Origin of the sequence: Kribbella sp. NPDC049174 (genome assembly GCF_043197365.1) — a bacterium.
Classification (GTDB): domain Bacteria; phylum Actinomycetota; class Actinomycetes; order Propionibacteriales; family Kribbellaceae; genus Kribbella.
In genome coordinates this window covers 169,281-185,693 of record NZ_JBICSZ010000007.1, presented here as the reverse complement: position 1 = coordinate 185,693, position 16,413 = coordinate 169,281, and the positions used below count along the sequence as shown (strand labels likewise).

Sequence of the window (16,413 nt, the reverse complement as noted above, 5' to 3'; positions counted from 1 at the left end):
GCCGTCCCCAGAACCAGTGTGCGTCAAGTACCCACACCTGCACCTCTTCAGACGTGTTACAGGGTCAATCGGTTGTCATACGGGCAGGTGACTGCCCGAGAAGCCGGGGGTCTCGACGAGAGCGCGCACGACCTCGGCGATGCGGGCCGGCGGGGTCCACTTGCTGGTGTCGGCGTTCGGCATCGCGGCGCGGTTGGCCGGGGTGTCGATGGTGCCGGGCAGGATGGTGTTCACCCGAATGCCGTCACGTGCGTACTCCGCGTGCAGGGCGTCGGCGAACGCGATCACGCCGGCCTTCGAGGTGATGTACCCGGCCGCCCCGGAGAACGGTCGGAGCGCCGCACCACTCGACGTACAAATGATTGCTCCGCCGCCGGCCGCGAGCAGGTGCGGGAGCACGGCGTGCGTCATCAGGTACGTCGGCCGCAGGTTGAGCCGGAGCAGTTTCTCGAACTCCTCGACCGGCGTCTCGTGCACCCGCCCGCCGGATGCGAACCCGCCGACGAGGTTGACCAGCGCGGTCAGTGGCGCGCTCTCGTCCGACGTGGCGAGCGCGACGACGTCCGCCGTACCGGCCGGGTCGAACGGGTCGGCGACCACCGGGTTCAGCGCCGGATCGGTGCCGAGCCGGGCGAGTGACTCCTCGGTCCGTCCGGGGACGACGACCCGCCAGCCGGCCCGCAGGAACTCCGCCGTCACCGCCGCCCCGAGCGCACCGGTGCCCCCGGCAACCACCACCGTGTTGGTCATGGTCCGAAGCCTAATCGGGTCGCGGCAGCGCGGCTCCACGGGTTAACGTCGGCGGTTGTGCGGATTCTGATGCTGGGCGGGAACGGGTTCGTCGGGCGCGCGGCTATCGCGGACGCGCTCGAGCACGGCGCCGAGGTGGCGTCCTTCAGTCGGGGCAAGAGCGGAACCGACCTGCCGGCAGAGGTCACGCAGCTGATCGGCGATCGCGACACCGGAGACTACGCCGCGCTGCGGACCGGCGACTGGGACGCGGTCGTCGACCTGAGCGGCTACCAGAGCAAGCACGTCGACGAGGCGATGGACGTGCTGGGTGACCGGGTCGGACGGTACGTGTTCATCTCGAGCCATGCCGTCTACATCCGCGATCTGCCGGCCGGCACCGACGAGACCGCAGCCCGCCGGGCGCCGATGCGCGCGGCCGACGCCCTCACCAACGAGACCTACGGCCCCTGCAAGGTCGCCTGCGAGGACGACGTCCTGGAGCGGTACGGCGACCGCGCGACGATCGTCCGGCCCGGGCGGCTGACCGGTCCCGGCGACACCGCGAGCACGGTCCTCTACTGGGTACGGCGTGGCGCGCGAGGCGGCCGGGTCGCGTTGCCGACGAAGCCGGAGCAGCCGCTGCAACTGACCGACAGCCGCGACCTCGGACGACTCCTGGTGCAGCTGATCGCGGACGATCGCTCCGGTGCGTTCAACGCGGTCGGACCGTTCACCACGATCGCCGAACTGATCGAAACCTCGGCTGATCTCTCCGGCAGCACGGTCGAGTTGGTGCGGGTCCCGACCGACGCCGTGCCGCCGCGCTTCCCGCTGATGGAGCCCGAGACCGAGTGGGGCGAGCGCCGCCGCAACCCGGCGAAGGCCAGATCCGCCGGCATGCCGGTCACCCCATTCCGCCAGACCCTCGCCGACCTGATCGCCTGGGACCAGGCGCGCGGCGAGCCCGACCTCGGTTTCGGTCTGTCGCCCGAGGACGAGCAGAAGCTACTCGGGCAGAGCTAGCGTCCGGCCGGCGTCGCGGGCCGCGTTGATGGCGCGGGTGAGGGTGTCGCGCAAGGCGGCCGCCTCGTCGGCGAAACCCTGGACGACCGAAGTGTCGCCGGCCGGTTCGGTGCGGGCCAGCAGCTCGATGTAGCGGTCGCCGTCCTCGAGGGCGGCCTCGGCGCGGAGGGCGGCATCGGCCGAGCGGACGCGATCGGCGTACCGGTCGAGGAGATCGACCTTGCGTTTGATCGCGTCGACCGAGAGGGCGAGGGCGCGGCGCTGCGGTCCGAGCACGGCCTCCAGCTCGGCCGTCGCCATCCCACGGGCGATCTCGCGCTGCCGCGCCCGCAGGACGGTCTGCTCGCGCAGCACCTGGGCGATGTCCCACAGCTGTTCGGGCAGGACCAGGTCGTTCTTCACGTCGTCGAGCAGCCCGCGCCGGGTGACTGTTGCCTCAAGCACCGTTTTCACCGCGCGCTGGGCCCGGCCCAGCAACCGGCCGGCCGCGTCGTCGAAATCGTCCGGGAGCAAGTACTTCCCGTGCTGCAGCCGGACCGCCCGGTGGCCGCGATCCTCGACCCCGGTCTTGACCACGATCCCGACGGTGGCGACGGCCGCGATCCCGGCCAGGATCACCGCGGACCAGGCGGCGACCTCGGCCGGCAGGGTCGCGGCCATGATGATCAGGGCCAGGATCCAGCCGCCGACGCAGACCGCGAGCCAGACCAGCAGCTGACCGAAGGTGTTCGCCGGCGCAACCGACCAGGACGTCTCCCGCTTCGGCTTGGGCTGCCCGGCCGGCACGAACAACTCGGGCCTGCGCTCGTACAGCCGCCGTACGCCGGCCGGAACGTCAGGTGCGAACACCGGCTCCATCGGCACCTCCACGGCTGTCGACACTGTCGGCACTCAGCGTAGCCGGGAGAGCTTCACTGCGAGACCGTCCAGAACCAGTTCGAGACCCAACTCGAACAGTTGGTCCAGGTCGTAGTCGAAGTCGAAACCGGGCTGGAAGACCGCCCGGAAGCCGGCCAGGTCCTCCAGGCTGATCATCGTCGCGATCGGACCGATGTGCTGGTCGGCCCACTCGTCCGCGGTCATCCCGGTGTCCTGCTCGGCCTGCACCTCGGCCTCCAGCGCCAGCGCGACACCACGGACGTAGGCGAACACGGTGATCGCGGTGTAGAGCGCCGTACTGCCGTCGAGCCCGAACGGGCTGAGCGCACGCAGTACGGCGTCGGTGTGCGGGAGCAGGTTCGGCAGGGCCTGTGGACGGCTGAGGCTGATCGCGCTCGCCAGCCAGAGATGCCGCCGGTACGCCGCCCACTGCAGCCGGGCCACGGACTCGATCCCGGCCCGCCAGCTCGCCACCGGCTGCACCGGGAACTCGCCGATCGCCGTGTCGACCATCCGCAACACGAGTGCTTCCTTGCCACCGACGTACCGGTACAGCGCCATCGTCGAGACACCGAGCTCGGCCGCGATCCGTCGCATCGACAACGCCGCCAGTCCTTCGGCATCCGCGATGGCGATCGCGATCCTGACCACCTCGTCGCGGTTGAGTTCACGCGAGGGCTGGCTCGGGCGGACGCGCACGGTCCGGGGCCCGACGACGGTGCCGACTCCAGGCAGTGCTTGGACGAGGTCCTGTTGTTGAAGCACCTGAAGCGCCTTGGTCGCTGTTGCCATCGCGACACCGAACTCCCGGACCAACGCCCGGGTGGAGGGCACCCGGTCCCCCGGACCCAGCTCTCCCGTCTCGATCCGGCGCTGCAGCTCGGCCGCGATCACCCGGTACGGCGCTTCACCCATCCCTGTCTCCTGTACTAGTGCGCTTCAGCTCCCGCTGGACGACCGACCACAGTGCACCACACCGTGTACGTGTACAGCGTAAGTGCACTAGCTCAGCGAGAGGAACCACCATGACGACGAGCGTTCTGATCTCCGGCGGCGGAATCGCGGGACCGGCCCTGGCCTACTGGTTGCGCCAACACGGATTCGCCCCGACGATCGTCGAGATCGCGCCCGCACCACGGCCCGGCGGGCAGACCGTCGACATCCGCGGCATCTCCAAGGTGGTGGTCGAGCGGATGGGCCTGATGCCGGCGATCAAGCGGGCCCAGCTGCATGAGCGCGGTCTCGAGTACGTCCGCGCCAACGGCCGCACCGGCGCCGCGATGCCGGCCGAACTACTCGACGGCGCCGGCCCGGTCGCCGACATCGAGATCCTCCGCGGCGACCTGGCCGGGATCCTGAACGACGCCGTCGCGGGTGACGTCGAATACCTGTACGGCGACTCGATCGCCGCACTGGACCAGGACACAGCCGGCGTGCTGGTCACCTTCACCAGCGGATCGCAGCGACGGTTCGACCTGGTGGTCGGGGCCGACGGGGTGCACTCGCGGGTCCGGCGGCTCGCGTTCGGACCGGAAGAGGAGTTCGTCCAGCACCTTGGCGGCTACGGGTCGTTCTTCACCGTCGAGACACCCGAACCGCTGAACCACTGGATGAAGATCTACTCCGCACCCGGTGGTCGCTGGGTCGGACTGCGGCCGGACCACGATCCGCGATACGCCAAGGCCCTGCTGAGCTTCCGCTCCCCCGTCCTCAGCTACGACCGGCGCGATGTCGACGCCCAGAAGGCCCTGCTGGCTCAGCGCTTCACAGGTCTCGGCTGGCACACAGACCACATCCTCACCGCACTGCGCGACGCGGACGACTTCTACTTCGACAGCACGAGCCGCGTCGTCGTACCGGAGTGGTCCCGCGGGCGGGTCGTGCTCATCGGCGATGCCGGGTACTGCGGTTCGCCGCTGGCCGGACACGGGACCGCGCTGTCACTCGTCGGTGCGTACGTCCTCGCCGGTGAGCTGGCCGCCGCGGACGGCGATCACGTCCGGGCCTTCCCGTCGTACCAGGCTCAGCTGCAGGCGTACGTCGACCAGCGGATGGAACTGCCGCCGGGCGGGATCACGATGGCGATGCCGATGACGTCACTCGGGATCTGGTTCCGCAACGCCTCGACCCGGCTGATGATGTCGCGTCCGTTCACCGGCCTCCTCGCGAAGATGGCCGCCGCCGTACCGGACAAGATCGAACTCGAGGACTACTCAGTCGAGCGGGGAAACCCAGTCCGGGTTGCGGCCGAGGAGGCCGAGTAACTGGTCGAAGTCGGACGCGTCGCCGGGGACCTTCACGCTGCGCTCGAACGCGGCTCCGGGACCCCGGGCCGTGTCGGTGTCCGGGATCTTGCGGGCCAGCGCGAACGCCTGCTCGACCAGGTCCGGCGGCGGGTCGTACGGGACATCGATGGCCCGGGCCAGGTCCCAGGCGTGGATGACACAGTCGAGGTGGTGGAAGGTCAGCGCGATCCGGCGCGGGAACGAGCCGAACTCGCGGACCTCCATCAGCCGGTCCAGCGCCCCGCCGTCGGCGAACGCGTCCGCGACGCCCACGTTGGACCGCCGGTAGGCGCCGGCCGGATTGTCCCCGAGCCGGCCGCCGTTCCAGGTCTGCACCGGAGCAGACCCGTTCAGGGCCGCGGCGGCGAACCCCTCGTTCTCGCTGACGATGTGGCGGAGCAGACCACGGACGGTCCAGTCGGGGCAGGGAGTCGGGAACCACAGATGCTCGGGGCGCACCTGCATCACCACTTCCCCGAGTACCGCACCGGCCCTACGATCCAGATCCCGGATGTCCATCCGTGCTCCTCCCGTCGGCTGCTGCCCCGGCTGAGCATAGGCCTGATGGCGGCGTTTCGGCAGGGACCTCGGCTGAGCACAAGGGACAACCCGCACCGCGACCCCCGTGAGATGATGCGGCGATGGGCTTCCAGATGACCAACCTGCCTGAGGCCGACAAGGTCCTCGACGAGTACCCGTTCGCCGTCGTGCTCGGGATGATGCTGGATCAGCAGTACGGGATGGAGCACGCGTTCCGGGGCGGCTGGAAAGTGCTCAGCCGGTTCGGCACCCTCGATCCGGCGGCAATCGCGGCCGCCGACCCGGAGACGTTCAAGGAGCTGTGCTCCCAGCCGCCGGCGATCCACCGGTTCCCCGGCTCGATGTCCGCCCGCCTGCAGGAGCTCGCCGCGTTGGTCGAGACCAGGTACGACGGTGACGTCACGCGACTGTGGACCGAGCCGACGACCGGCAAGGAGCTGTTCAAGCGCGTGCAGGAGCTGCCCGGCTTCGGCAAGCAGAAGGCGCAGATCTTCGTCGCGCTGCTGGCCAAGCAACTCGGCGTCCGGCCCGAGGGCTGGGAGGCGGTAGCGGGCGACTACGCACTCGACGGCTACCGGTCGGTCGCGGATGTCGTGGACGGGGAGTCGCTGCTGAAGGTCCGGGAGTTCAAGCAGGCGAAGAAGGCCGCCGCGAAGACTGCCGGCTGATCAGCGGTTCGGGACCCGGGTCCGCCAGAGCAGGTAGACGAAGTACGGCGCTCCGATCAGTGCGGTGAGCAGCCCCGCCGGGATCTGCGCCGGAGCCAGCAGCGTGCGGCCGAGGCTGTCCGCGACGCTGACCAGGATCGCGCCGAGCAGCGCGGCGACCGGCAGGATCCGGGTGTGCCGCCCACCGACCAGGGCCCGAGCGGCATGCGGCGCCACCAGCCCGACGAATCCGACCACCCCGATCGCGGACAGAGCCGCCGCGGTCAGCAACGCCGCACACAGCAGCGCGGTCAGCCGAGTGCGCTCGAGTCGCACACCGAGAATCCGCGGTACGTCGTCGTCCAGCGCCAGCAGGTCGAGTTCGCTCCTTGCGTGGACGATGATCGGGGTGAAGATCAGCAGCGCGATCGCAACCGGCGCGACCTGCGGCAACGTCCGGCCGTAGGTGCTGCCGGACAGCCAGGTCATCGCCATGCTGAGGTTCCACGGATCGGTGGCGACGATCAGCAACGTGATGATCGCGGTCGCCCCCGACGACACCCCGACACCGATCAGGACCAGCCGGTCCGAGCTCAGGCCACCCCGCCAGGACACCAGATAGACCAGCGCGAACGTGACGAGTGCGGCCACCGCGGCGACACCTGACAGCAGCCAGATGCTTGCTGATGGCAACAGTACGAGCGTGATCACGGCACCGACGCCGGCGCCACCGGTGATACCGAGGATCCCCGGCTCGGCCAACGGGTTCCGGCACACCGCTTGGACCGTCGTACCCGCGATCGCGAGGGCGGCACCGCACAGCACGGCGGACAACACGCGCGGGAACCGCTGGTCGAGCACGTAGGTGATCGCCCGGCCGGACTGCCCGTTGATCCAGTTCACCACGTCGCCAGTGCGCAGGAACGCGTCGCCGGCCAGCATCGCGAGCACCCCGGCAACCACCAGGAGTACGACGAGCACACCCGTGACGATCCAGAAAGTCCGCAGACTACGCAGGCCCGAACTCGCACCACCCGGCGTACGGCTCGGCCCTGAATCCCGGTACCGCCGCGCAAGCCACACCAGCACGACCGCACCGACCATCATCGTCATCACACCGGTCGGGATCTCCACCCCGGCCTGACTGCCAAGCACAGCCCGGAGTACGACGTCCGCACTGAGAACCACCAGTACGCCGACCAGCCCGCTCATCGGAAGCAGCACGCGATGCCGCAACAACCCCGGCACCAGCGGAGCGACCAACCGCACCAACACCGGCGCGACCAAACCGACGAAGCCGACCGGTCCAGCAACGGTGACCGCGGCGGCGGAGAGCAACACCGTCAAGAGGGTGATCAGGACCCGCACCCGCCGTACGTGAACTCCCAGCACCGACGCCGTGTCGTCGCCGAGGCCGAGGATGTCGAGCTTCGGTGCCAGCAGCATCGATCCGAGGATGCCGACGGCAACGACTGGCGTCATCTGGGTGACCGCCTTGAGGTCCGTCTGGACCAGCGTGCCCGCTCCCCACGCGAACGTGCCGACCGTCTCCTCGCGATAGAGGAGCAGCAGCAACGTCGTCACCCCGGCCAGCGCCATCGCGACGGCCGAGCCGGCCAGGATCAGCCGCGTCGGCCCGGACGAGCCGCCGGCGGACAAGGCGAGCACCAGCGCGGCGGCCGCCAGCCCGCCGAGGAAGGCGACTCCCCCGGCGGGCAACACCGGCAGCGAAACCCCGAACGCGGCCACCACGACGACCGCGAGATACGCCCCGGCGTTGACCCCCAACGTGTCCGGTGAGGCGAGTGGGTTCCGGGCCAGCGACTGCAAGCCCGCGCCCGCGAAACCGAGCGCCACCCCGACCAGTACGCCGGCCAGCAGCCGGGGCAGCCTGGACGCGATCAGCACGTTGGCCGAGTTGTCCGTACCCTGCCCGACCAGCAGCCGGAGCAGGTCGCTTGCGTTCACCGACGACGTGCCCTGGGTGAGGTGTACAGCAGCGAGCAGGACGACGGCCACGGTGGCGATGACGAAGACGCTCGCCACCCGGAGCCGTCGTACCGGCTGCAGAGCCTCGGAGACCTGGACGTCAGGCCCCGGGGCGGTGACCTGGGTCAAGACGTGACTGCCTGGACGGCCGCGTCGATGAACTGCTCGGTGGACTTCGGGCCGCCGAACATCCAGATGCCGTCCGGCAGCCGGTGGGTGTCGTCGGCCTTCACGAACGGCAGGTTCTTCCAGATCGCGTTCCCGGCCAGGTCGCCGCCGAACACGTCACCGCCGTCGGCGTCGTTGGCGATGTAGAGGAAGTTGCCGTTCGGCACCTTGGTCAGGCCCTCGAGATCGGTCTGGGCCAGGCCGTAGTCCTTGTCACCGGCGCCGGTCCAGCCGTTCTTCAGGCCCATCTCGGTCAGTACGGCGCCGAGCAGCGAGCCGGTGGTGTACATCCGGATCGAGATCGTGCTGCCCTGCTTGTAGCCGTCGGACATGGTGAAGTTCTCGCCGGCCTTACCCGCGTCGGCGATCTTCTGCTTGCCCTCAGCAACCTTCTTGTCGAAGTCGGCATTGATCTGCTGGGCCTGGTCGGCCTTGCCGATCGCGCTGCCGATCAGCTCCAGGTTGGTCTTCATCTGCGGGATCGCGTTGGCCGCGTCCGCGCCGCGGATCACCAGCACCGGTGCGATCTTCTCGAACTGGGCGATCGAGTTCGCCGACTCGTCGGTGGTGGTGATGACCAGGTCGGGGCTGAGCGCCGCGATCGCGTCGACACTGGACTCACCGCGGGTGCCGACGTCCTTGACCGACGCGTCCAGCTTGGCCGCGGTGACCCAGTTCGTGTAGCCCTTGACGTCGGCCACGCCGACCGGCATCACGCCGAGGGTGATCAGGTTCTCGATCGCGCCCCATTCCAGCCCGACCACCTTGGTCGCAGGTGCCTTGAGGTCGATCTTCTTGCCGCGCGCGTCGGTGATCGAGACCGGCTGGGCAGTGGTCTGCGCACCGGCGTCGGTGGTGGCGGGCTCGCTCGTCCCACAGGCCGTCAGCACGAACGCGGCGGCGGCGAGCAGGGCGGTGATTCTCTTCATCAGTTGACCTCAGATTGTCGTGACGCGGCTTAGATGAGTGCCCATCGGGCGGGTGGTGACGAAGCCGGTGGCCGGGTCGGTGCCGACCTCGATGCGGATGCCGTAGGTCTCGGTCAACGCCTCCGCCTCGAGCACCTCCTCCGGCGTACCGGTCGCACGTACCCGCCCCTGATCGAGCAATGCGATCCGGTCCGCGACGGCGGCGGCCTGGTTCAGGTCGTGCAGTACGACGCCGACCGCTACCCCGTGGGAGTCGGCGAGCTCGCGCATCAGGTCGAGGATCTCGATCTGGTAGCGCAGGTCGAGGAACGTGGTCGGTTCGTCCAGCAGCAGGACACCGGTGTCCTGGGCCAGACAGGTCGCGAGCCACACGCGTTGCAGCTCACCGCCGGACAGCTCGTCGACCGCACGCCCGGCCATCGCGGTCACACCGGTGACAGCCATCGCGTGGTCGATCGCTCGCTTGCCGTCCGGGTCGTCGGCCCGCCAGCGCCCGCGATGCGGATGCCGGCCGTACCCGACGACGTCGCGCACACTCACACCGTTGGGAGTCGGCCGCGACTGCGACAGCAGGGTGACCTTGCGGGCGAACTCCTTCGCGGACAGGTCGAGCGCGTCCACGCCGTCCGGGAAGGTGATCCGGCCACCGTCGGGATGGTGGAGCCGCGCCAGGGCGCGCAACAGCGTCGACTTCCCGCTGCCGTTCGGGCCGACCAGCGCGGTGACACTGGACGCCTCGATCCGCAACGAGGCGCCGTCGACCACCAGCTTGCCGTGATAGCCGAGGCGCAGGTCGTCCCCGGCCAGCCCCACCTTTTCCCGCATGGAGCAGAGGATAGCCTTACCTTACTTGAACTGTCAGCTTTGCTCTCTGTCCGCGCACCGGCTCAGAGAGTGAGCGCCAGCCGGGTCGCCTGATCGATCGCGCGCTTGGCGTCCAGCTCGACCGCGACGTCGGCTCCCCCGATCAGGTGAACCGGGCGGCCGGTCTCCCGGAGCGCGTCGGCGAGGTCGCGGACCGGTTCCTGCCCGGCGCAGACGACGATGGTCTCGACGTCCAGAACCCTTGGATTCTCACGCTTCGGGCCGAAGGTCAGGTGCAGGCCGCTGTCGTCGATGCGCTCGTAGTTGACACCGCGAAGCTGCTCGACCTTCTTGTTCTTCAAGGCCGCGCGGTGCACCCAGCCGGTCGTCTTCCCGAGGCCGGCACCGACCTTCCCGGCCTTGCGCTGCAGGAGGTAGACCTGCCGAGGAGACGGCTCCGGGCGTGGCGTGGTGAGTGCGCCGGGTGCGACTGTCGGATCGGTCACACCCCACTCCGCCTTCCATGCCTCCAGGTCCAGTGTGGGCGACGACTCGGTGGTCAGGAACTCGCTGACATCCACGCCGATCCCGCCCGCTCCGATCACGGCGACGGTGCTGCCGACCGGCTTGCGGTCGCGGACGACCTCGACGTACGAGAGAACCTTCGGGTGGTCGATACCGGGGATGGCCGGGATCCGCGGGACGACGCCGGTGGCCAGCACGATCTCGTCGAAACCGGCCAGGTCCTCGACGCTCGCGCGGCGGCCGAGGTGCAGTTTGACGCCGGTCAGCTCGAGCCGGCGCCGGTAGTACCGGATCGTCTCGGCGAACTCCTCCTTGCCGGGGATCCGCTGCGCGATCCCGAACTGTCCGCCGAGCTCGTCACTCGCCTCGAACAGCTCCACCGAGTGGCCGCGCTCGGCCGCCGTCACCGCCGCGGCCAGCCCGGCCGGCCCGGCCCCGACGACCGCGATGTTCTTGGTACGACGGGTCGGCACCAGCTGGAGCTCGGTCTCCCGGGCCGCCCTGGGGTTGACCATGCAGCTCGCCTTCCGCTTGGCGAAGACATGATCCAGACAGGCCTGGTTGCAGGCGATGCAGACGTTGATCTCGTCGGCCCGGTCAGTGGTTGCCTTGAGCACCCAGTCCGGATCGGCAAGGAACGGCCGGGCCATGCTGACCAGGTCGGCGTCACCACGGGCCAGCACCTCTTCGGCGACCTGCGGCAGGTTGATCCGGTTCGAGGTGACGACCGGGATGCTCACGTGCGGCTTGAATGCTGCGGTCACGCTCGTGAAGGCCGCGCGCGGGACCGACGTCACGATGGTGGGTACGCGTGCCTCGTGCCAGCCGATGCCGGTGTTGATGATCGACGCACCGGCCGCCTCGATCTCCTTGCCCAACGCAAGGACTTCGTCCCAGGTCTGACCGCCCTCGACCAGGTCGGCCATCGACAGCCGGTAGATGATCAGGAAGTCGTCGCCGACGCGTTCCCGGGTCCGCCGGACGATCTCGACCGCGAGCCGGCGCCGGTTCTCCGGGCTGCCGCCCCAGCGGTCGGTGCGCTGATTGGTGCGCTCGGACAGGAACTGGTTGATGAAGTAGCCCTCGGACCCCATGATCTCGATGCCGTCGTACCCGGCCTCCCGGGCGAGCGCGGCGCAGTCGACGTACGCCTTGATCTGTTGGTGTACGCCGCGATCGGTCAGGGCCCGCGGCTTGAACGGGTTGATCGGGGCCTTCAGCGCCGAGGCGGAGACGCTGAACGGGTGGTACGCGTAGCGACCGGCGTGCAGGATCTGCAGTGCGATCAGACCGCCCTCGGCGTGCACCGCGTCGGTGAGGATCCGGTGTCTGCGGGCCTGCCGGCGACTGGTCAGCCTGGAGCCGAAGGGAGTGAGCCAGCCGGTCCGGTTCGGTGCGTAGCCGCCGGTGACCATCAGCCCGACGCCGCCGCGAGCACGCTCGGCAAAGTACGCGGCCAGCTTCGGCAGGTCCTTCGCCCGGTCCTCCAGACCGGTGTGCATCGAGCCCATGATGACCCGGTTCGGCAGCACGACGTGACCAAGATCGAGTGGTCGCAACAGATGTGGATACGCGGTCATGGGGCCTCCCGGCCTGGACTGAGGAGTGGAGGGAGCGAAGCGACTGGAGCGACGAGGGAAGGCCGGGAGCCAAGGCCCCATGACCACGCCGGCGCCGAAGGCCCGGCCAAAAGCACAGTCATCGATCATCCTTCCGGAGGGCCTCGATCACTTCGTCGCACCAGTCCACGAACGACTCCTCGGCGCGGATGCCGCCGCGGAGGACGAGGTACTGGTGCAGGTCCCGCCCGCGCAGCGTGGCCGGCTTCGGGAAGTCCCTGGTCCTGATCCCGCGGTACACCTCGAGCCGGGTGGCGTGCTCGGCCCGGTGCCGCTCGACCTCCCGCAGTACGACGCCCGGATCGCCGAGTGACGCACCCCGCAACTTCACGCCGAGGCCGTCCCGCAGTACGGCGGGATCCTCCGGCTCGGCCAGCCAGCGGCTCAGCTCCGCCTTCCCCGCCGCGGACACCCGATACTCCTTCTTGTCCGGCCGCCCGTCCTGGGCGATCTCGGTGTGCCGCACCCAGCCGGCCTCGTCCATCCGGCGCAGCACCCGGTAGATCTGCTGGTGGGTGGCCGGCCAGAAGTACCCGATCGACCGGTCGAACCGCCGGGCCAGCTCGTAACCGGTCCCGGCCCGCTCGGTCAGCGAGACGAGAATCGCGTGTTCCAGGGCCATGTCCGGCAGCGTACCTATGCAACTGGTTGCAGTGCACCTGATTGCAGCCTGGATCACAGCTGAGCGCCGGACAGGCCGCTCAGGATTTGGGATAATGGTTGCAGACGCCAGCTATCGCGGATCGAGGAATCATGGACCAGCAGGCCCATCCGACCAGGACGACGTTGCCCGGGATCGGCACCCGGTACGACCTGACCACCGAAGGCGGCCAGCACGTCTCGGTGGTGGTGCACAACGACGGACGGCGGTTCCTCGGCTTCCACGATCCCGCTGACGACGACAACTGCAAGGACTCCGTGCCGCTGGATCCCGGTGAAGCGGCCGCGCTCGCCCAGTTGCTGATCCCGGCACCGATCGACCCGGTGCGCAACGAGATCGAGATCGACCTGATCACCGAGCACATCCCGATCACGGCCAAGTCGCCGTACTCGGGTCGCACGCTGGGTGACACCCAGGCCCGCAGCCGGACCGGTGCGTCCATCGTCGCCGTACTGCGCCGGACCGGCGCGACCCCGTCCCCGACCCCGGACTTCCGGTTCGCCACCGGGGACACGCTGGTCGTCGTGGGCACCCGCGAGGGCGTCGACGCGGTCTACGACCTGATCGCGGGAGGGTGACGTGCACGAGAACATCACCGCCCTCCTGATCGAGTTGGGCGCGGTCATCCTCGCCCTCGGCATCCTCGGCCGGATCGCCTCCCGGTTCGGCTTCTCGCCGATTCCGCTCTACCTGCTGGCCGGGCTGGCCTTCGGCCACGGCGGACTGTTGCCGTTGGCAGCCAGTGAGGAGTTCGTGGCCACCGGCGCCGAGATCGGCGTCATCCTGCTGCTGTTGCTGCTCGGCCTCGAGTACACGGCCAGCGATCTGGTCGGCACGTTGAAGACGCAGTACATCTCTGGGGTCGTGGACTTCCTGCTCAACGCGTTGCCAGGTGCCGCCGTCGCATTGCTGCTCGGCTGGGGACCGGTCGCCGCGGTCGCGCTGGCCGGTGTCACCTGGATCTCGTCATCGGGTGTGATCGCCAAAGTGGTCGGCGATCTCGGCCGGCTCGGTAACCGGGAAACCCCTGTGGTGCTGGGGATTCTGGTGCTCGAGGACCTGTCGATGGCGGTCTACCTGCCGATCCTGACCGCCCTGCTCGCCGGTGTCGGACTGGCGGGCGGCAGCATGACGCTGCTGATCTCGCTCGGCACCGTGAGCATCGTGCTGTTCGTTGCCGTGCGCTACGGACGCGTGATCAGCCGGGCGGTGTCCTCCGACAACCCGGAGATGTTGCTGCTCGTCGTCCTCGGGCTGACGTTGCTGGTCGCGGGTATCGCGCAGCAACTGCAGGTGTCGGCGGCGGTCGGCGCGTTCCTGGTCGGGATCGCGTTGTCGGGTGAAGTCGCGCACGGCGCACGGAACCTGCTCAGTCCGTTGCGGGACTTGTTCGCCGCGGTGTTCTTCGTGTTCTTCGGGTTGAGCACGGATCCGGCCGAGATCCCGCCGGTGCTCGCGATCGCGCTCGGGCTGGCACTGCTCACCGCGCTGACGAAGATCGCGACGGGTTGGTATGCCGCCCGCCGGGCCGGCGTGGGGACGGCCGGACGCTGGCGGGCCGGCGGCACCCTGGTCGCCCGAGGCGAGTTCTCCATCGTCATCGCGGGTCTCGCGGTCGGCGTCGAACCCAGACTCGGCCCGCTGGCGACGGCGTACGTGCTGATCCTGGTCGTCCTCGGCCCGATCGCCGCCCGCTACACCGAACCGCTCGCCCGCCGCCTGACGGCCCGCAAGCAGACCCCCGCCGGGCCTCCCGCCGCCGAACGCCTGGACGACCCGGCCAACACTGCGAGCTGAGCCCACGCGCCCGCTGACCACCGCCGGTCGGTCAGCGGGCGCGGACGTTCTGGGCTGCCTGGGCGACGGTCTGCTCGATCCGGCCCGCTCGGGTCTCCGGCCGTTTGGCCAGCGTGATCCACTCGAGGATCGCCCGGCGCGAGGACGGCGGGAAGGCCTGGAAGTGCTTGTCCGCCGGCGGATTCGCGGCCAGGGCGGCGGCCAGGTCGGCGGGGACGATCAGGTTCTGGGCGTCGGCGAGCAGGTCCCAGGTGCCGGTGCGCTGGGCCAGGTCGATGAGCTCCTGACCGGACGCGTCCATCAGACCCGCCGAGATCAGCTCCTCGACCCGCTCGCGGTTGATCTTGCTCCAGGTGCTGCGCGGGTTCCGCGGTGTGAAGCACTGGTACGTCGTCTTGTCGTCACGCTTCACGGTCTTGCTGTCGATCCAGCCGAAGCACAACGCCTGCTCGACCGCACTCATCAGACCGACACCCTCGTCATTCCGGTGAACGATCAGCCAGACCGACCGCTCCGTCCGCCCGTTCGCCGCCAGCCACGCGCGCCACTCCGCCACGGTCGAACAGGCCAGCGCGTCCTCATCGGTCAATGTGCTCATACCTAGAGGATGCACCCAATAAGTGCGCACCGAATGAGCACTTTCTCGGAGAGACATTCGGCGCAGCTTCAGAACAGTGCGTCGCCGCGCTCGTGGTCCAGCAGTGCCTGCTTGCGGTCGAGGCCGCCGCCGTACCCGGTCAGGCTGCCGGTCGACCCGACCACGCGGTGGCACGGGACGATGATGCTGATCGGGTTCTTGCCGTTGGCGAGGCCGACCGCCCGCGATGCGCCCGGCACGAGGCCGAGGGCCCGGGCAAGTTCGCCGTACGTGGTCGTCTCGCCGTACGAGATGTCCTGCAGGGCCGTCCACACCCGCTGCTGGAACGGCGTCCCGGCCAGGTGCAGCGGTACGTCGAACGTCGTCCGGCCGTGCTCGAAGTACTCGGTCAACTGCTCGGCCACCGCCGGCAGCACCGAATCGTCACGCTGGCCGAAGGTCTCCATCGGCGGGCGATGACGGTGCTGCTCCATGTAGACACCGGCGAGGCCGTCGTCCCGCTCGACCAGGGTGAGCGGACCGAGCGGACTGTCCATCACGGCGTACGTCAACGCGTCGCCTCCCACCGCGCACGGTTGATCCGGTAGAGGACGTGAGGCTGGAGCCGGTGACCATCCGGCAGGCGGACATGATCGAAGTCGCCGGCCTCGTCGTGGGTCATACCGATCCGTTGCATCACCCGCTGGGACGGCAGGTTGGTGGTCGTGGTGAACGAGACGATCTCCGTCAGCCCGGCCGGACCGAACCCGTGGGCCAGCGTCGCCCGGGCCGCCTCGGTCGCATAACCGTTGCCCCAGGCCTCTTTCGCGAGCCGCCAGCCGATTTCGACCGCGGGCATGAAGTGCGCCTCGAAGCTCGGCACCGACAACCCGGTGAAGCCGATGAACCGGCCGGTGTCCTTCACCTCCAACGCCCACAGACCCCAGCCGCGTCCCTCGATCTCGGGGATGTTCCGGTCGATCAGCGCGTCGCTCTGCTCGCGGGTCTGCGGTGCCAGGAAATGCGCCATCACCGCCGGGTCCGCATTCAACGCCGCGAACGGCTCGCGGTCCGAGTCGCGCCACTGGCGCATCAGCAGGCGGTCGGTGGTCAATTCGGTCATGGGGCCTCCCGGCCTGGACTGAGGAGTGGAGGGAGCGAAGCGACTGGAGTGACGAGGGAAGGCCGGGAGCCAAAGCCCCATGACCTGCCGCGCGGCAGCGTGGCCTTCAATACAG

General features: G+C 69.3%; 17 protein-coding genes. 5 read left to right on the top strand and 12 right to left on the bottom strand.

Annotation, left to right across the window (positions count from 1 at the left end; translation table 11 throughout):
• Nucleotides 1-75: 75 nt before the first annotated feature.
• Nucleotides 76-750, bottom strand: coding sequence for an SDR family oxidoreductase (locus tag ACGFIF_RS30630; protein ID WP_393159280.1), 675 nt, complete (start codon nt 748-750; stop codon nt 76-78).
• A gap of 57 nt (nt 751-807) precedes the next feature.
• Between ACGFIF_RS30630 and ACGFIF_RS30625 the strand changes: the two genes are divergently transcribed.
• A complete protein-coding gene (locus ACGFIF_RS30625) occupies nt 808-1,755 on the top strand; it encodes an NAD-dependent epimerase/dehydratase family protein (protein ID WP_393159279.1) in 948 nt (315 codons plus the stop codon).
• Here ACGFIF_RS30625 and ACGFIF_RS30620 read toward each other — a convergent pair.
• Nucleotides 1,738-2,637 carry a hypothetical protein gene (locus tag ACGFIF_RS30620; protein WP_393159277.1) on the bottom strand — a complete coding sequence of 300 codons (900 nt, stop codon included), beginning with the start codon at nt 2,635-2,637 and terminating at the stop codon, nt 1,738-1,740. The two genes, ACGFIF_RS30625 and ACGFIF_RS30620, sit on opposite strands and share 18 nt — an antisense overlap.
• Nucleotides 2,638-2,646: 9 nt before the next feature.
• Nucleotides 2,647-3,549, bottom strand: coding sequence for a GntR family transcriptional regulator (locus ACGFIF_RS30615; RefSeq protein WP_393159275.1), 903 nt, complete (start codon nt 3,547-3,549; stop codon nt 2,647-2,649).
• A 110-nt stretch (nt 3,550-3,659) separates the two neighbouring features.
• Between ACGFIF_RS30615 and ACGFIF_RS30610 the strand changes: the two genes are divergently transcribed.
• Complete coding sequence (locus ACGFIF_RS30610; protein ID WP_393159273.1) at nt 3,660-4,898, top strand: FAD-dependent monooxygenase; 1,239 nt, start codon at nt 3,660-3,662, stop codon at nt 4,896-4,898.
• Here the strand turns inward: ACGFIF_RS30610 and ACGFIF_RS30605 are convergent.
• Nucleotides 4,848-5,438 (bottom strand): TIGR03086 family metal-binding protein, encoded by a 591-nt coding sequence (locus tag ACGFIF_RS30605; RefSeq protein WP_393159272.1) that lies wholly within the window; start codon nt 5,436-5,438, stop codon nt 4,848-4,850. The genes ACGFIF_RS30610 and ACGFIF_RS30605 overlap by 51 nt on opposite strands.
• Nucleotides 5,439-5,560: 122 nt before the next feature.
• Between ACGFIF_RS30605 and ACGFIF_RS30600 the strand changes: the two genes are divergently transcribed.
• Nucleotides 5,561-6,127, top strand: a complete 567-nt coding sequence (locus tag ACGFIF_RS30600; RefSeq protein WP_393159271.1) for an HhH-GPD-type base excision DNA repair protein — start codon at nt 5,561-5,563, stop codon at nt 6,125-6,127.
• On the opposite strand, the gene ACGFIF_RS30595 is transcribed toward ACGFIF_RS30600, so the two are convergent.
• The 5 genes from ACGFIF_RS30595 to ACGFIF_RS30575 all read right to left on the bottom strand — a co-directional run bounded on the left by ACGFIF_RS30595 (nt 6,128) and on the right by ACGFIF_RS30575 (nt 12,762).
• Nucleotides 6,128-8,224, bottom strand: coding sequence for an iron ABC transporter permease (locus tag ACGFIF_RS30595; protein WP_393159269.1), 2,097 nt, complete (start codon nt 8,222-8,224; stop codon nt 6,128-6,130). It abuts the gene before it with no gap.
• Nucleotides 8,221-9,192 (bottom strand): ABC transporter substrate-binding protein, encoded by a 972-nt coding sequence (locus ACGFIF_RS30590; RefSeq protein WP_393159268.1) that lies wholly within the window; start codon nt 9,190-9,192, stop codon nt 8,221-8,223. The genes ACGFIF_RS30595 and ACGFIF_RS30590 overlap by 4 nt, the downstream gene beginning before the upstream one ends.
• Before the next feature lie 9 nt (nt 9,193-9,201).
• Entirely contained in the window at nt 9,202-10,017 is an 816-nt protein-coding gene (locus ACGFIF_RS30585; RefSeq protein ID WP_393159267.1) for an ABC transporter ATP-binding protein, read from the bottom strand.
• Nucleotides 10,018-10,079: 62 nt separating this feature from the next.
• Complete coding sequence (locus ACGFIF_RS30580; RefSeq protein WP_393159265.1) at nt 10,080-12,101, bottom strand: FAD-dependent oxidoreductase; 2,022 nt, start codon at nt 12,099-12,101, stop codon at nt 10,080-10,082.
• 118 nt (nt 12,102-12,219) lie between these two features.
• Nucleotides 12,220-12,762 (bottom strand): PadR family transcriptional regulator, encoded by a 543-nt coding sequence (locus ACGFIF_RS30575; protein WP_393159264.1) that lies wholly within the window; start codon nt 12,760-12,762, stop codon nt 12,220-12,222.
• A 131-nt stretch (nt 12,763-12,893) separates the two neighbouring features.
• Here ACGFIF_RS30575 and ACGFIF_RS30570 point away from each other — a divergent pair, with 131 nt between their 5' ends.
• Nucleotides 12,894-13,379, top strand: coding sequence for a cation:proton antiporter regulatory subunit (locus ACGFIF_RS30570; RefSeq protein ID WP_393159262.1), 486 nt, complete (start codon nt 12,894-12,896; stop codon nt 13,377-13,379).
• Nucleotide 13,380: 1 nt separating this feature from the next.
• Nucleotides 13,381-14,598, top strand: coding sequence for a cation:proton antiporter (locus tag ACGFIF_RS30565; protein WP_393159260.1), 1,218 nt, complete (start codon nt 13,381-13,383; stop codon nt 14,596-14,598).
• A gap of 31 nt (nt 14,599-14,629) precedes the next feature.
• Here ACGFIF_RS30565 and ACGFIF_RS30560 read toward each other — a convergent pair whose 3' ends face one another.
• The 3 genes from ACGFIF_RS30560 to ACGFIF_RS30550 form a co-directional block, all read right to left on the bottom strand.
• A complete protein-coding gene (locus tag ACGFIF_RS30560) occupies nt 14,630-15,196 on the bottom strand; it encodes a YdeI family protein (protein WP_393159258.1) in 567 nt (188 codons plus the stop codon).
• Nucleotides 15,197-15,264: 68 nt separating this feature from the next.
• Complete coding sequence (locus ACGFIF_RS30555) at nt 15,265-15,747, bottom strand: methylated-DNA--[protein]-cysteine S-methyltransferase (RefSeq protein ID WP_393159257.1); 483 nt, start codon at nt 15,745-15,747, stop codon at nt 15,265-15,267.
• A complete protein-coding gene (locus ACGFIF_RS30550; protein ID WP_393159255.1) occupies nt 15,744-16,298 on the bottom strand; it encodes a GNAT family N-acetyltransferase in 555 nt (184 codons plus the stop codon). Before ACGFIF_RS30550 ends, ACGFIF_RS30555 begins: the two co-directional genes overlap by 4 nt.
• Between the last annotated feature and the right edge of the window lie 115 nt (nt 16,299-16,413).

Bases quoted from the DNA above. Each gene is read 5' to 3' on its own strand.
- ACGFIF_RS30630 (WP_393159280.1), bottom strand. From the start codon at position 750: ATGACCAACACGGTGGTGGTTGCCGGGGGCACCGGTGCGCTCGGGGCG.
- ACGFIF_RS30615 (WP_393159275.1), bottom strand. From the start codon at position 3,549: ATGGGTGAAGCGCCGTACCGGGTGATCGCGGCCGAGCTGCAGCGCCGG.
- ACGFIF_RS30610 (WP_393159273.1), top strand. From the start codon at position 3,660: ATGACGACGAGCGTTCTGATCTCCGGCGGCGGAATCGCGGGACCGGCC.
- ACGFIF_RS30605 (WP_393159272.1), bottom strand. From the start codon at position 5,438: ATGGACATCCGGGATCTGGATCGTAGGGCCGGTGCGGTACTCGGGGAA.
- ACGFIF_RS30600 (WP_393159271.1), top strand. From the start codon at position 5,561: ATGGGCTTCCAGATGACCAACCTGCCTGAGGCCGACAAGGTCCTCGAC.
- ACGFIF_RS30590 (WP_393159268.1), bottom strand. From the start codon at position 9,192: ATGAAGAGAATCACCGCCCTGCTCGCCGCCGCCGCGTTCGTGCTGACG.
- ACGFIF_RS30585 (WP_393159267.1), bottom strand. From the start codon at position 10,017: ATGCGGGAAAAGGTGGGGCTGGCCGGGGACGACCTGCGCCTCGGCTAT.
- ACGFIF_RS30580 (WP_393159265.1), bottom strand. From the start codon at position 12,101: ATGACCGCGTATCCACATCTGTTGCGACCACTCGATCTTGGTCACGTC.
- ACGFIF_RS30575 (WP_393159264.1), bottom strand. From the start codon at position 12,762: ATGGCCCTGGAACACGCGATTCTCGTCTCGCTGACCGAGCGGGCCGGG.
- ACGFIF_RS30570 (WP_393159262.1), top strand. From the start codon at position 12,894: ATGGACCAGCAGGCCCATCCGACCAGGACGACGTTGCCCGGGATCGGC.
- ACGFIF_RS30560 (WP_393159258.1), bottom strand. From the start codon at position 15,196: ATGAGCACATTGACCGATGAGGACGCGCTGGCCTGTTCGACCGTGGCG.
- ACGFIF_RS30550 (WP_393159255.1), bottom strand. From the start codon at position 16,298: ATGACCGAATTGACCACCGACCGCCTGCTGATGCGCCAGTGGCGCGAC.